Here is a 14,560-nt window from a genome sequence, read left to right as displayed (position 1 = left end):
AGGCCCGCGAGCAGTTCGGGCCGCGAGCAACCCGGGCCCCGCGGGCAGTTCAGGCCCGCAAGTAGGTCAGGACGGCCATCACCCTGCGGTGGTCCATCAGGTCGTCCGCCTCCAGCTGCAGCTTGGTGAAGATGTTCCGGACGTGGGTCTCCACCGTCTTGCCGCCGATGACCAGTTGCCGCGCGATGGCCTCGTTGGACCGGCCCTCGGCCATCAGCGCCAGCACGTCCCGCTCGCGCGCCGTGAGTGCGCTCAGCGGCCCGTCGGCCCGCTGCCTGCCCATCAGCCTGTCGACGACCTTCGGATCGACGACAGTCGCCCCGGCGGCCACCCGCTTGAGAGCGGCGCCCAGTTCACCGATGTCGGCCACCCGGTCCTTGAGCAGATAGCCGAACCCGTGCGGGTCGGCGGCCAGCGCCCGTACGGTCCCGCTGGTCTCCACGTACTGCGACAGCAGCAGCACACCGGTGCCCGGATGGCGGGAGCGGATCTCCGTCGCGGCCCGCAGCCCCTCGTCCGTGTGCGTGGGCGGCATCCGGATGTCCAGCAGCACGGCGTCCGGCCGGTGTTCGGACACCAGCCCGTGCAACGGGCCGGTGTCCCCGCAGTGCGCGGGCACCTCGATTCCGTCCTCGGTGAGGATCCGTACGATCCCCTCCCGCAGTACGACCGAATCCTCGGCCACGATCACTCGCAAGGTATCTCCGCCCTGATCCTGGTCCCGCCGCCCGCGGGACTGTCCAACTGCAACACGCCGTCCACGGCCGCCAGCCTGTCGGCCAGCCCGCGCAGCCCGCTGCCGGCCGCCGTGTCCGCGCCGCCCACCCCGTCGTCGACCGTTTCGACGACAAGTGTGCCGCCGGACCGCCGCGCGGAGACACTGACGGCCTTCGCCTGCGCGTGCTTGGCGGCGTTCGACAGTGCCTCGCAGACGGTGAAGTACGCGGTGGCCTCCACCACCGGGTCGTACCGCTCCGGATCGACCGTCACCACGACGGGCAGCGCCGCCTGCTCGGCCAGTTCCGTCAGCGCCGCGCCCAGCCCGTCGCGGGTGAGGACGGCCGGATGGATGCCGTGCGCGATGCCCCGAAGCTCCTCCAGCGCCATCCGCAGACTGCGCTCCACCTCGGCGACCGCACGGGGCACCTCGTCGTCCGGATGGTCCGCGACGCCCTTCTCCACGCGGCGCAGCGCCATCAGCGCGAAGATCAGCCGGGTCTGCGCGCCGTCGTGCAAGTCGCGCTCCAGGCGCTTCCGTTCGCTGTCCGCCGCGCGCACGATGCGCGAGGTGACCTCCTTGGCCTCGCTGCGCAGCCACACGTTCTCCAGCCCCAGCCGCAGCGCGGCGGACACCGACTCCAGCAGCCCCGGGTCGTCGGCGAGTGCGGGCTCGTGCCGCAGCAGCGCCAGCGGAGTGCCCCGCGAGGAGTCGACGCGGGTGACGCCGTCCCCGTCGGTGCGCACGGGACGGTCCTCGTGGTCCGCGTACGCGCCGCGGTCCTCCCGCCACAGGCCCAGCCGCAGCCCCGGATCGCCGAGCACCCGGGCGAGCACCTCGCGCAGCCGCGCCGGCGTCGGATCGGAGCCCACCTCCAGGACCAGGCCGCTCACCTCGGCGCGCTGCAGCTGCATGCGCAGCAGTCCGGCGAGGAAGGCGATCGGCACCGACACCTGCGACAGGTCGGCGAGCAGCAGTCCTGCCTGTTCGACGGGCGGGCTCATCCCCGGCAGCAGATACACCAGCAGGTCCCACACCAGGAACGCGGTCGCAATCACCACGGAGATCCAGGCGGGCAGCAGCGCACGGCGGCGCGCCACGGACGCGTGCCGCCACCGCTGCACGATCGCCCCGACCGCCACCATGGACAGCACCCAGCCGACGCCCCGGTACGTGCCGTCCACGTACGGGAAGAGGTCCGTGGCGCCGGGCACCAGCAGCGGATTCGGCCCGCAGGAACGGCAGTCCAGATACGTGGCGTCGGTGGACACCGCCGGATCGAAGGTCATCGCCCGCAGCAGCCCGCCGAAGACGACGAGCCCGTACAGCACGGCCGTCAGCCGCCGGGCCAGCCTGGTGCTCAGCCGGCCGTCGGGGAAGGCGAGCACCAGATGGCCGAGGATCGCCATGTTGAGCGCCTCCCACCAGGCGCCCATCGCGAACAGCCAGGGCACTCCCGTGCCCTGCAGATTGCCCAGGAACCAGCTGATGCCCTCGGCCACCATGAGCGGCCCGGTGCGGTTCCCCGGCCTGCGCCACCAGGCGGCCAGGCCCGCACCCGCGTACGCCCAGCCCACGGACAGGTCGCGGGCCACATCACCCGCGGACCCGCCCACCCGTACGTACGCCCAGCTGCCGGCCACGCCGGCGGCGGCCGCGGCGACCCCCGCGGTGACGGCCGTGCCGGTGCGGAGTCCGGGGGCCCGGCTCCCCTCCGTGTTCACGCGCCACACCGTAAGCCATCACCGCGGGTGAAGGGAGCGGAGGTGCGGGTTCCGGCACGCGCGCGAAGACTGGACAGGGCCAGCCGTCCACAGTGCAGACCCGGAAGTTCCCTGCTCCGGAAGGCGCCCCGGCAGCGGGGCGGGAGGCGGAATCCGGCAGCGGTTCCGACGGAGACACCGGGTCCGGCGCAGAAGGAAGGGTCCGATTGACCGCGACGCCCGGCGAGCAGCGCCGCCCGCAGCGCGGCGGGAAGCGGCGAGACCGCGAACTGCGGCAGCCGCCCCAGTGGGTGGTGCTGGCGGTACTGCTGGTCTACAGCGTCGCCGTCATGGTCATCTCGGCCACGGCCGGCAAGTACGTGTGGTTCGGTGTCGCGCTCATCGTGGTGCCCGTCGTCGCCGCAGGACTGCTGTCGGCTTTCTGGACGCTGATCGCCGGCGTGCTGTGCAGCGTCGCGCTCCTCGTCGACTACGGACTCGCCGACCCCTCCGACGAGCGGCTCGGCGACTGGATGACCATCTCCTCGGTGGCCGCCGTGTCCGTCATCTGTGTCGCGATGGCCCGCATGCGCGCCCTGCGCATCCGCACTCTCGCCCGCGCGCGCATCTCCATCGAAGTGCTGCAACGCGCCCTGCTGCCACCGCTGCCGGTGTCCGGTTCCGGCGTGACAGTCGACGGTTTCTACGCGGCGGCCGACGCCGAGGGGCTGGTGGGCGGCGACCTGTACGAGGCCGTCGACTCGCCGTTCGGCACACGGCTGCTCATCGGCGACGTACAGGGCAAGGGCCTGGAGGCGGTGGGGACGGCCGCTTCCGTACTGGCCGCCTTCCGCGAGGCGGGCTACTACCAGCCCGGCCTGGAGGATGTGGCGGGACGGCTGGAGGAGGCCGTCGTACGGCACCACCGGCGGAACTCCGCGGGGGACGGGGAACCGCGGTTCGTCACAGCCCTGTTGCTGGAGCTCGACGGCGCGGACGGACTGCGCGTGGTCGACTGCGGCCACGTACCGCCGCTGCTGTTCGGCGGCCCGGACGGACTGTCCGCCACCGAGGTGCCGCTGTACGAGACGGGGCTCCCGCTGGGCCTCGCCGCGCTCACTTCGCGGCCGCGGCGCGCCGAAGTGCTCAAACGGGCCGGACAGCAGGTGCTGTTGTGCACGGACGGTGTGACGGAGGCGCGGGACGCGCGGGGCGACTTCTACCCGCTGGCCGAACGGCTGGACCGGTGGGCCGGGGAGGGGCCCGTCGCACTGCTGCGCGCGCTCCGCGCCGATCTGGAGCGGCACGTGGGCGGCGACCTCGGCGACGACGCGACGGCGCTGGTCGTCACCGTCACGGGCGAGGTCACGCGCGGGGAGTGAGTGCCGGGCGGTCCGCGGGGCCGCGGTCACTGCGGACGTGCTCCGCGGACCTCACCCGGCACGCACGAAGCGCTCGTGGACAATCCCGGCCTCCGGGGTCCACAAGCGCTCTCTGTTCCGTCACCGGATCTCCATGAAAGGAGAATTCCGGGTGAATTCTGTCAGCTCAGAGCCGGCGAACGCGCGCCGCCAGTCCGTGGCCTATTCCCAGGTAAATCACAGCGGGCAGGCCGTAGTTGAGGAAGACGCGCAGGCCTTCCGAATCCATGGTGAAGATGTCCTGCGCCCAGCCGGCGAGCCAGTCGGCGACGCTCTCCACGAAGGTGACGAAGATGTTCGACTGGTTGGCCTCCAGCAGATACAGCAGGATCCACAGTCCGAGGAAACCCGCCGCGATGTCCGCGACCGTGTGGATGACCAGGGCCCAGCGCTCCTGGCTCTCGCCCTCCCTGCGCTGGCGCCGGGGGCGGCCGGCGGGCTCGGCGTACGGGTCGGGCTGGCCGACCGGCTGACCGCCGGGGTAGCCGCCGGGACTGCCGCCACCGGGGTAACCGCCACCGGGGTATCCGCCCTGGTAGCCGCCGCCGTTGTTGCCGCCGTACGGATCGGGCATGGGCGGGGGCTGATGGATATTGCTCACGGGATCACCGATCTCGGGGTGTCTTGTCCGGACAGAAGCGAAAATGAACACGGCCCGGATTCGCCGTTCCGTACGGAATGCCGGACTCCGGGCGTGCGCGGGCAATTCCGAGCCCGCATCCATCTCAGCGCCGGATGCGGACACGGTGTTACGCGCTCAATGCGGGCCCCGCTGATATCCGCCGCAATGACGGAATTCCGGCGTTCGACCGGCGAGGAAAGCCGTTCCGGGCAATGAATTCCGCTGCGGGCGCGGCCGGTTCGGCGTGCAGCCGGCGGGACCGGGACTTCCGTCCCGGCAGGAGAGGCCGCAGGACCCTGTGCCCGGCGGACGTGGCGGCCGAGGATGGCCCTGTCCGGGGCGGCTGTTCCCCGGCGAGGGAAAGGGGAGCCCGTCATGCGTGACCGGCCGGAAACCGCCGGCGCTCCGCGAAGGGACCGGCGCCGGGGCCCGCGCCCCGGCGCCGTGGCGGGGCCCGTCGCGGGAGCGGCGCTCGCCGGTGTCTGCGCCCTCGCCGTGTGGACCGTTCCGGCCTCGGCGGCGGGCCCGCCCGCCACCGTGCCGACGGGCAGCCCTGGTGCCGCCACCGTGCGGATCAGCGACGACAGTCCGGCAGGCACCGGGGGAACGGTCACTGTGATACCGGCCGTCCCGCGGACCCGCTGAACGGACCGCGAACCCGCTGAACGCGACCGAGCCACCCGCGCACCCGCGAGCCGCCCGCGCACCCCGACCCGCCCGCGCCCCCGACCCGCCGCACCCCGCGCGCGGGCCGCACGTCAGCGCATCTGGCGGCGTACCAGTCCGTGCAGTTGCCCGCCCGTGTCCGCCAGCAGTTCGGCAGGCGTGCCCTGCTGGACGACCCGTCCCTCCGACATGACGACGACGCGGTCCGCGTCCATGACGGTCGACAGCCTGTGCGCGATGACCACACGGGAAGCCTGCAGCTTGCGGGTGCTGTCGATCACGATGCGCTGGGTCTCGTTGTCCAGCGCGCTGGTGGCCTCGTCGAAGAAGAGGATCCGCGGCTTCCTGATGAGCGCCTGAGCGATCATCAGCCGCTGCCGCTGACCGCCGGATATGGTGCCGCCGCCGTCGGACAGCATGGTGTGCATGCCCATCGGCATCCGCTTGATGTCCTCGGCCAGACCCGCCATCGCGGCCGCCTCCCAGGCCTCCTCCTGCGAGAACATCTCCGCACCGCAGATGCTGTCCAGGATCGACCCGGTGAACGGCTGCGAGTTCTGCAGGACGACACCGCACTGCCGCCGCACCGACGACTGGTCGAGCGCCGACAGGTCCTGCCCGTCGTACAGCACGGTCCCCGAGGTCGGCCTGTCGAAGCCGATGAGCAGCCGCAGCAGCGTGGACTTGCCGCAGCCGCTGGCCCCGACGACCGCGACGAACTCGCCGGGGCGCACCTCGAACGACACGTCGTCGAGCACCAGCGGACCGTCGTCGGAGTACCGGAAGGACAGCTGACGGGCCTCGATCCCGCCGGACAGGGTGCCCGGCTGGGTGCTGCCCTCGCGCACCTCCGGCGCCTCGTGCAGCACCGGCTTGATCTGCTCGAACATCGGCAGCGCCGAGTACGCCGAGATGAGCGCGTTGGTGAGCTGTGTCGCCTGCGTCAGCATCATGGTCACGGCCGTGTTGAACGTGAGGAAGGCACTGGAGGACAGCGCGCCCCGCGCCGGACCCGCGATCAGCATGAACATCACGAGCGAACACAGCGGCAGATAGACCGCGTTCAGCACGGCGGTCAGGTTCTTGATCCGCCCCACCCGCTGCTGCAGTTCACGGCTGCGCGCGAACTCCCGCGCCCAGGCCGCGTACGCGAAGCTCTCGGCCGCCGCGACGCGCAGTTTCGGCAGTCCGCGCAGGCTCTGGAACGCCTGGTTGTTCAGCTTGTTGGTGAGCTCGATCAACTCCCGCTGCCAGCGCAGCTGCCACAGCCCCATGCCGAGGAACACGGCCGCGATGACGACCAGGAGCAGCAGCCCCACCAGCGCCAGCGGGACGCTGTAGAGCAGCAGGAGCACCAGGTTCATCGTGCCGACCGTGCACGCCTGTACGACGATCGGGCCCACGCCGGACAGCAGTCTGCGCATCGTGCTGATGCCCATCGCCGCACTGGCCAGCTCACCCGTGGACCTGTGCGCGAAGAACTTCGTCGGCAGGCTCAACAGCCGGTCCCACACCGCGGGCTGGAGCGACGCCTCGACGCGTCCCTCCATGCGCAGAATGGAGATGTTCTGCAGCAGCATGAACACCGACGCGACGAGAGCGCTGACCACGAGCGCCAGGGACACCTGGACGATCAGGCCGGTCTCCGCGTTCGGCACGAACACGCCGAGCACCTGACCCGTCGCGACCGGCACCAGCGACCCCAGGGCCACCGCCACCAGTCCGCCCAGCAGCAGGTTCCGCAGATCCATCCGGGTGCCGCCCAGACAGAAGCGCACCAGGCCCCACATGCTCAACGGCTCGTCGGGCAGCGGCCGGTAGAACATGACGGCACGCGACGCGTACCGTTCCGCGTTCCCCTTGCCGATCCGTGTGCGCTCGCCGTCCGGGCCGACCGCCTCGTACCCGCCGCGCCGCCACAGCAGCGCGACCGGCGCGCCCGACGCCTCCCGCTGGCCCACCAGCGGACCGCTGTTCTCCCGCCACCAGCGGCCGCTCAGTCTGACCACACGGGTGCGCACACGGGAGCTCAGCGCGATGCGCTCGACAGGGTTCATCCTGTCGTTCCAGGAGCCGCTCTCGGCAGGCGCGGTGAGCGTGATGCCACCGGCCTCGGCGACGCGGCGGCACACCGCCAGCGTCGCGTCGTCGCCCGACATGGCGGCGGTCCCGGGGGACTTGCCCGTCGAGTTGATGGATGCCAGCAGCGCCTGGTCGGCCTGTGCGCGGACATTCTCGCCCGCCTCGATGCCGGCGGCCGTACGGTCCTCGTGTGCGCGTTCCAGCCGTTCGATCCAGCGGTCCAGCGCGGTCAGCAGCCTGTACTGCTGGTTGACCATGCGCTGCCACATGGCGCCGTCGATGAGCAGGTCACCGACGGCGTCCGCGCCGTACGCGGCACCGTAGTGCAGGCTGCCGGGGGAGACGGGCATCCACAGGATGTCCTCGTCCGAGCCGTACGGGTCCACTTCGGCGTGCTGGCCGTTCAGCGGTGCCTGGAACAGGACTTGGGTACTGCGGCCGACACCGACCGCGAACGCGTCCTCCAGCGGGCTGAGGGCGCCGTCGGGACTGCTGCTGTTGCCCCACGTGTCCCACGACCCGGTGTCCCACGCACCGCTGTCCCACGAGTTGCCCTGACCGCCGACCGGATTGCCGTAGCCGTCGGTGCCGTACCCGTCCGCCCAGTAGCCGTCCGTGCCGGGCTCCGGCCGGTACAGCTCGCGCAGTTGGATGCGGCGCAGCACGCACTCCTGCAACGGCCTGCCGACGAGCGTGTGCTGGGGGCCGGCCACCGGGCCGATCAGCAGGGTGCCGGGCCCCAGGCGGCCGAGGTAGTGCCAGTGGCCCTGCCCGGTGGCGTCCACCGCGAACAGGTCCATCGCGCCGCCCGCGACGAGCCACAGCACCTGCGGCCCCTCCAGCGGGACACTGCGCAGCCCGGTGCAGTCGATCTGTGCGCCGAGTCCGCCCAGGGCCTCGGTCACCATGTCGCCGCCGTACGTGCTGTACGCGCCGTACGCGTCGGCCTCGTACCCGCCGGTCCCGTAGCCGTCCGTGCCGCCGGCGCCGGTGTGCCCGGTGTTGCTGTCGTCGTACCCCGCGCCGCCGGCAGCGGGGTGGTGAACGGATGCCACCTCAGTGCTCCTTGACCAGCTCGGCGTACGGACCGCCCGCGGCGACGAGGTCCTCGTGCCGCCCGCGCTCCACGATCGTGCCGTGGTCCAGCACGACGATCTCGTCGCTGTCGCGCACCGTGCTCAGCCGGTGCGCGATGACCACGCAGGCGCAGCCGCGCCGCCGCAGGTTGTCGATGATGACCTGTTCCGTCTCCGCGTCCAGGGCGCTGGTCACCTCGTCGAGGACCAGGATGCTGGGACGGCGTACGAGCGCCCGCGCGATCTCCAGCCGCTGCCGCTGCCCGCCGGAGAAGTTCCGGCCGTCCTGCTCGACGCGGCTGTGGATGCCCGCGGGCCTGCGCGCCAGCACGTCGTGGATGGCGGCGTCCTGGAGCGCGGCCACGACCGCCTCGTCCGGGATGGACGGGTCCCACAGCGCCACGTTGTCCCGGACGGTGCCCTCGAAGAGGAAGACGTCCTGGTCGACGAAGGACACCGAGGCGGCCAGCGCGCTGCGCGAGATCGCGTCGAGCCGGTGCCCGTCGATCCGGATGGCGCCCTCCCACGGACTGTAGAGGCCCGAAATCAGCCGGGACACCGTCGACTTGCCACTGCCGGAACCGCCGACGAGCGCCACCTGCTGCCCCGGCCCGACGGACAGCGAGAAGTCCTTGAGCAGCGGCGCGTCCAGCGGGCTGTAGCCGAACGTCACGGAGTCCAGCTCCACATGGCCCTTGAGCCTGCGGGTGCTCGCCGTCGGCTCGTCCCGGGTGTACAGCGAGTCGACGGGGAAGTTCTCGACGTCCTTCAGCCGGGCCACGTCGGCGGCGAAGTCCTGGATCCGGCCCGCCACTCCGTTCAGCCGGGTGATGGGCGCGGTGAAGCTGGTCACCAGCGCCTGGAACGCGACGAGCAGACCGATGGAGATATGGCCCTCGACGGCACGCATGCCGCCGATCAGCAGGATCATGGCACTGTTCAGCGCCGCGAGCGTCGGCGCCACGACGGCCAGTGCGGCGCTCGGCACACCGAGCCGCTGCTGTTCGTCCAGCGTCGTCGCGTGCTGTCCCGCCCAGCGCCGGAAGAAGCCGTTCTCGCCGCCGGTGGCCTTCATCGTCTCGATCAACTGCAGACCGCTGTACGACGTGTTGGTCAGCCGTGCCGTGTCGGCCCGCAGCTTCTGCGTACGGGTGGCACGCAGACGGATCACGATCCGCATGGCCACCACGTTGAGCAGCGCGATGAGGATGCCGACAACGGTCAGCTGCGGGTCGTACGTCCACAGCAGGAACGCGTAGAGGACGACGACCACACAGTCCACGCCGGCGGCGGCGAGGTCCCGCGCGAGGGTCTCGGCCACCGTGTCGTTGGACTGCAGCCGCTGTACGAGGTCGGCGGGGCTGCGCTGCGCGAAGAACGTGACGGGCAGTCTGAGCAGGTGCCGCAGGAAGCGCGCACTGCTGAGCGTGGAGGAGATGATGCGGCCGCGCAGCAGGTTCGCCTGCTGCAGAGCTGTCAGCGACGCGGTCAGCACCACCATGGCCGCCATACAGCTGAACAGCACGCCCAGCAGCGACGTCTGATTGCCGATCAGGAACATGTCGATGTACGTACGGCTCAGCGCCGGCGTCGCGGCGCCCACCCCGACCAGCAGCAGGCTCGCCAGCAGCGCCGCCAGCATCGTGCCGGTGGTGCCGCGCAGCCGTGCGGGCATGGCGCCCATGATGCCGGGCTTCCTGCCGCCCTTGCGGAAGCCGTCCTCCGGCTCGAAGGTCAGCACGACACCGGTGAAACTGGTGTCGAAGTCCTCCATGGGGACGAACCTGCGCCCCTTGTCGGGGTCGTTGATGTGCACGCCGCGCTTGCCGAAGCGGCGGCCCATGCCGTCGTAGACGACGTAGTGGTTGAACTCCCAGAACAGGATGGCCGGTGCCCGCACCTCCGCGAGGGCGGCCGGCTCCATCTGCATGCCCTTGGCCTTCAGCCCGTAACTGCGCGCCGCCTTGAGCAGGTTGCTGGCCCGCGAGCCGTCACGGGACACACCGCAGGCGATGCGGAGCTCCTCCAGCGGCACGTGCTTGCCGTAGTGCGCCAGCACCATGGCCAGCGAGGCGGCGCCGCACTCCACGGCCTCCATCTGCAGGACGGTGGGGCTGCGGACGGTCTTGTGCTTCCCGCCGCCCGGCGCGGGAGCGGGCCGTGTCCGGTTCGTACGCTGCCGTGTCGTCCGGGTGGGCGGACGGTGCCGTCCCCGCCCGGGCGGCGGCAACTGCTGTGCGGGGCTCTGCTGTGCGGGGCTCTGCGGGGCGGAGTCGTGCTGCGCTGTCACGGGAGCAGCCAATCGATCGGGCGCTGCGCGTCCAGGTGGACCGCGCCGGTGGCCGGCGACATGGAGTCGGGGGCCTGCGGCGGGCCCTGCTTGGACGACCAGCTGTAACCGGACTTCGTCCCGGAGTCCTTCTTCAGCTCGACCAGGACGGCGACGGGCTGGCCCTGCTTCGAGAACTGGGCGCCCAGTTGTGAGTCCCCCAGGAAGCTGCTGATCTGCTGCTGCGACTGGGGTGTGCGGCCGACCGCCTTGACGCGGCCGTGCAGCACGCCGAACTGCTGGGAGGGCACGGACTGTACGGACAGGTCGACCTGTGCGCCGACGGGCACATTGGCGGCGCTGCCCGCCTTCACGTACACCATCGCCACCAGCGGTTCGTCGCGGTGCTTGACGCGTTCGACGGTCGCCACGTCCTTGCCGGTGGTGACCACGGAGCCGATCTTCGCCACGAGCGTCGTCACCCTGCCGCTCTCCACCGCGCGGACGGCCCGGTCGCCGCGCTCCGTACGGATCTTCAGCAGGGGAGCGCCGGCGCGCAGCATCTGGCCCTCTTTGGCGAGGACTTGGGTGACCTGGCCCGCGACGGGGCTCTGCAGGACATAGCTGCCCTGTGCGTGGGTCAGTACGCCGGGGGCGTTGAGCTTGGAGTTGACCGAACCGGTCACGGCCCAGAAGGCGGCGGCGGCCATGACGACGACGGTCACGGCCAGCACGAGCCAGCCCTGCGGGCGCGCGTACCGCACCGGCAGGTCGAGTTCTTCGGGCGATTGCAGCTTGGAAAGCGCCTTTTGCCGGAACTGCACGGAACTATTCCCTCAACTGCATTCGGCGGCATTCGTCTCTGGTCACAACGCCGCATGACGCTAACACAGCCTCTGAGCTGCGCAGTTCGCTGTCGCTCCATTTCCGGGGAAACCGGCCGACAACGCCCGTAAGCCCCGGAACACATATGTTCCGGGGCTCACGTCCCGTTCTATCGGCATTCAAAGACGCCGGCAGTCAGGGTGTCGTTCCCGGCAGTGCCGCCCGAGGGCGGCATGCCCTGTGGAACGAGGTCTCAGAGGCCGGAGACCAGGCCGGAGACCTGCGAGGTGTCAACGCCGGCGGTCTGCGACACGGTGTTGGTCAGCTCGGAGACCGGGGCAACCGAGTCGACGGTGCCGACGGCGCTGTTCACGGCGCCGCCGACGAGGCCGCCGGCAATGTTGTCGAGGTCGGCGTCGGCGATCTCGGCGGTCTCGACCTGGGGGGTGAAGTCCATGATGGCGCTTCCCTTCTGGTGGGTGTTCTTCATGACGGCGGCCGGATCTGCCCGGGGAAGGCGCACCGGCCGGGTGAGCGGTCGTCAGATACCCGAAAGCCGGGAACCGTTCTTACAACTTCCGCAACGCGCCAGATCAAAGCATGCGCGCGGGCCGCCCGGCCAACCGGTCAGCTACGGATACGGGCGACATTCCGGCGCCGGAGTCCGCGAACGTGCCGCAGTGTCCACGGCTTGGTGCCGACGTCTTCACAGGATCGTCGGTCCGCATTTCCCCCCGGGGGTCCGGTGGTTGTTCCCAAAGGGGACACAGCCGCGCCAATGCACCTGGTTCCGAACGTCGTTCGGTCACCCCTCCCCGCACCGTGGCCCCGCTGCGTGAACGATGTGCAGATTCTTTGAAGGAGGCATTCGGAGCGTCACTCATTGCACGAATGAAACCGCACGGTCACCTGAGGTAACAGGGGGTGTTGGAATAGCACTCCTATGGTCGCGAGTGCCGTACTCATTCGGCGTCACCCGCAATGTCCGAATGGCCAGGCGGCCGAACTCGACGGGGAATATCAGGAGTTGTGGAAAGCGCCGCTGTAGGCGTTCAGCGCGGGCTGGCCGCCGAGGTGTGCGTAGAGCACCTGGGAGTCCCGGGGCACGGTGCCGTCCCGGACGAGGTCGATCAGCCCCGCCATTGACTTCCCCTCGTAGACCGGGTCCAGGATGACGCCCTCCAGGCGCGCGGTGAGCCGGATCGCCTCCACGGTGGAGTCCACGGGGACGCCGTACCTGTCGCCGGCCCAGCCCTCCAGCAGTGTGATCTCCTCGTCCCGCAAGTCCCGGCCCAGCTCTGTCAGTTCGGCCGTCGCGCGGGCGATCTTCGCCACCTGGGCGCGGGTCTCCGCGGGCCTGGCCGAGGCGTCGATGCCCAGCACCCGCCGCGGCCGGTCCTGGGCGGCGAAGCCGGCGATCATGCCCGCCAGGGTGCTGCCGGTGACCCCGCACACCACCACCGTGTCGAAGAAGACCCCCAGCTCCTCCTCCTGCGCCCGCACTTCGTGCGCCCAGCGGGCGAAGCCGAGACCGCCGAGCGGATGGTCGGACGCGCCGGCCGGGATGGCGTACGGCGTGCCGCCCGCGGCCCGTACGTCCTCCAGCGCCCGGCTCCAGCTGTCCTTGAAGCCGATCCCGAACCCGGCGTCGACCAGCCGCACATCGGCGCCCATGAGCCGGGACAGCTGGATGTTGCCGACCTTGTCGTTGACCGGGTCCGGCCAGTCGACCCAGCTCTCCTGCACCAGCACGGCGCGCAGCCCCAGTTTCGCCGCGACGGCGGCCACCTGCCGCGTGTGGTTGGACTGCACCCCGCCGATGCTGACGAGGGTGTCGGCGCCCTGCCGGAGCGCGTCCGGCACCAGATACTCCAGCTTCCGCGTCTTGTTGCCCCCGTACGCGAGCCCGCTGTTGCAGTCCTCCCGCTTGGCCCACACCCTGGCCCCGCCCAGATGCGCGCTCAGCCGGTCCATCGGGTGCACGGGACTCGGCCCGAACAGCAGGGGATGACGGTCGAAGTCGTCCAGGGACACGGGACCTCCTCGTCGTCGGCGCGTCCGCGACAGTGCTGCGCGCGGACAGCCGCGGATCGTCTGCGTCAGCTCCGCACGGGGCGAAGCGCCGGGAGACTACCCACGTGACCCCCGCCGCCACCGTACGAAAGCCCTCAACTGCCGAGACGGTGACACGCGAACGCCGGGCCGCGTACGGGTGGTTGGTTCCCGTACGCGGCCCGGCGTGAGGGCGCTCGGCCGGAGGCTCAGGCCCCGTCGACCAGTTCGGCGAGGTGCGCCAGCATCCGTTCGGCGTCCGGCTCGCGGCCGGTGAACAGCCGGAACGCGTCCGCAGCCTGGAACACCGCCATGCCGCCGCCGGTCAGCGTGCGGCAGCCCGTCTTCCGTGCCGTACGCACCAGTTCGGTCTCCAGCGGCCGGTACACGACCTCGGCCACCCACAGTTCCGGCCGGAGCAGGGGCGCCGGAAAGGGCAGACCGGGGTGGGCCGCCATGCCGGTGGGCGTGGCGTGGACGAGGCCGTCCGCGCCGGCGAGCTGCCGGGGGAGCTCCCCGAGAGGCGCCGCCACGGCCCGGCCCGTACCGAAACGGCCGGTCAGCGAGTCCGCGAGCGACGCGGCACGCGAGTCGTCCGCGTCGGTCACGGTGAGCCGGCCGGTCCCCAGCGTGAGCAGCGCGTGGGCGACGGCGGCACCCGCGCCACCCGCGCCGAGCTGCACGACATGCTCCGTGTCCGCGCCGGGCAGCCCGCGCGCGAACGACTGGGCGAACCCGGTGACGTCGGTGTTGTGCCCGACGCTCCGCCCCTCCCGGAAGACGACGGTGTTCACGGCGCCCAACTGTTCGGCCTCCGGCGACAGTTCGTCGAGGTGGCCGAGGACGGTCTGCTTGCACGGGTGCGTGATGTTCAGCCCGTCGAAGCCCAGGAGGCGGGCCGCGCCGAGCAGTTCACCGACGGCCTCGGCCCCCACGCCCAGCCGGTCGAGGTCGAGGCTGCGGTAGAGGAGGCGCAGGCCGTGCCGGTCCGCCTCCCGCTCGTGCAGCGCCGGGCTCAGCGAGGGCCCGATGCCCGAACCGATCAGCCCGGTGAGGTAAGAGGAACCGGCGCCCCCCGGTGCCCCGTTGGGAGACGGGGCACCGGGAGATGCGGGCACGGCGGACG

General features: G+C 71.3%; 10 protein-coding genes and 1 pseudogene. 2 read left to right on the top strand and 9 right to left on the bottom strand.

Annotation, left to right across the window (positions count from 1 at the left end):
* Window positions 1-49: 49 nt before the first annotated feature.
* Entirely contained in the window at window positions 50-691 is a 642-nt protein-coding gene (locus AC3AGO_RS08205) for a LuxR C-terminal-related transcriptional regulator (RefSeq protein WP_487824573.1), read from the bottom strand.
* Window positions 688-2,442, bottom strand: a complete 1,755-nt coding sequence (locus tag AC3AGO_RS08200) for a sensor histidine kinase (RefSeq protein WP_487819471.1) — start codon at window positions 2,440-2,442, stop codon at window positions 688-690. The genes AC3AGO_RS08205 and AC3AGO_RS08200 overlap by 4 nt, the downstream gene beginning before the upstream one ends.
* A gap of 206 nt (window positions 2,443-2,648) precedes the next feature.
* On the opposite strand from AC3AGO_RS08200, the gene AC3AGO_RS08195 reads away from it, so the two are divergent.
* Window positions 2,649-3,803: a PP2C family protein-serine/threonine phosphatase gene (locus AC3AGO_RS08195; protein WP_487819470.1), complete on the top strand. Its 1,155-nt coding sequence runs from the start codon at window positions 2,649-2,651 to the stop codon at window positions 3,801-3,803.
* Between the two features lie 166 nt (window positions 3,804-3,969).
* Here the strand turns inward: AC3AGO_RS08195 and AC3AGO_RS08190 are convergent.
* A pseudogene (locus AC3AGO_RS08190) lies at window positions 3,970-4,233 on the bottom strand (hypothetical protein); the annotation flags it as partial.
* Window positions 4,234-4,839: 606 nt separating this feature from the next.
* Here AC3AGO_RS08190 and AC3AGO_RS08185 point away from each other — a divergent pair.
* Complete coding sequence (locus AC3AGO_RS08185; protein WP_487819469.1) at window positions 4,840-5,109, top strand: hypothetical protein; 270 nt, start codon at window positions 4,840-4,842, stop codon at window positions 5,107-5,109.
* A 113-nt stretch (window positions 5,110-5,222) separates the two neighbouring features.
* Here AC3AGO_RS08185 and AC3AGO_RS08180 read toward each other — a convergent pair whose 3' ends face one another.
* The 6 genes from AC3AGO_RS08180 to AC3AGO_RS08155 form a co-directional block, all read right to left on the bottom strand.
* Window positions 5,223-8,120 (bottom strand): NHLP bacteriocin export ABC transporter permease/ATPase subunit, encoded by a 2,898-nt coding sequence (locus tag AC3AGO_RS08180; RefSeq protein WP_487824572.1) that lies wholly within the window; start codon window positions 8,118-8,120, stop codon window positions 5,223-5,225.
* Window positions 8,121-8,268: 148 nt separating this feature from the next.
* Window positions 8,269-10,578, bottom strand: coding sequence for an NHLP family bacteriocin export ABC transporter peptidase/permease/ATPase subunit (locus tag AC3AGO_RS08175; RefSeq protein ID WP_487819468.1), 2,310 nt, complete (start codon window positions 10,576-10,578; stop codon window positions 8,269-8,271).
* A complete protein-coding gene (locus tag AC3AGO_RS08170; RefSeq protein ID WP_487819467.1) occupies window positions 10,575-11,381 on the bottom strand; it encodes a hypothetical protein in 807 nt (268 codons plus the stop codon). Before AC3AGO_RS08170 ends, AC3AGO_RS08175 begins: the two co-directional genes overlap by 4 nt.
* Before the next feature lie 254 nt (window positions 11,382-11,635).
* Window positions 11,636-11,839: a type A2 lantipeptide gene (locus AC3AGO_RS08165; RefSeq protein WP_487819466.1), complete on the bottom strand. Its 204-nt coding sequence runs from the start codon at window positions 11,837-11,839 to the stop codon at window positions 11,636-11,638.
* 563 nt (window positions 11,840-12,402) lie between these two features.
* Window positions 12,403-13,416, bottom strand: coding sequence for a 1-aminocyclopropane-1-carboxylate deaminase (locus tag AC3AGO_RS08160; RefSeq protein ID WP_487819465.1), 1,014 nt, complete (start codon window positions 13,414-13,416; stop codon window positions 12,403-12,405).
* Window positions 13,417-13,643: 227 nt separating this feature from the next.
* Window positions 13,644-14,552, bottom strand: coding sequence for a shikimate dehydrogenase (locus AC3AGO_RS08155; RefSeq protein WP_487824571.1), 909 nt, complete (start codon window positions 14,550-14,552; stop codon window positions 13,644-13,646).
* Between the last annotated feature and the right edge of the window lie 8 nt (window positions 14,553-14,560).

The sequence above is a fragment of the Streptomyces sp. BL1 genome (assembly GCF_057628045.1).
The sequence above is the reverse complement of the archived record's forward strand: the minus strand, read 5'-3'. Positions and strand labels throughout refer to the sequence as shown.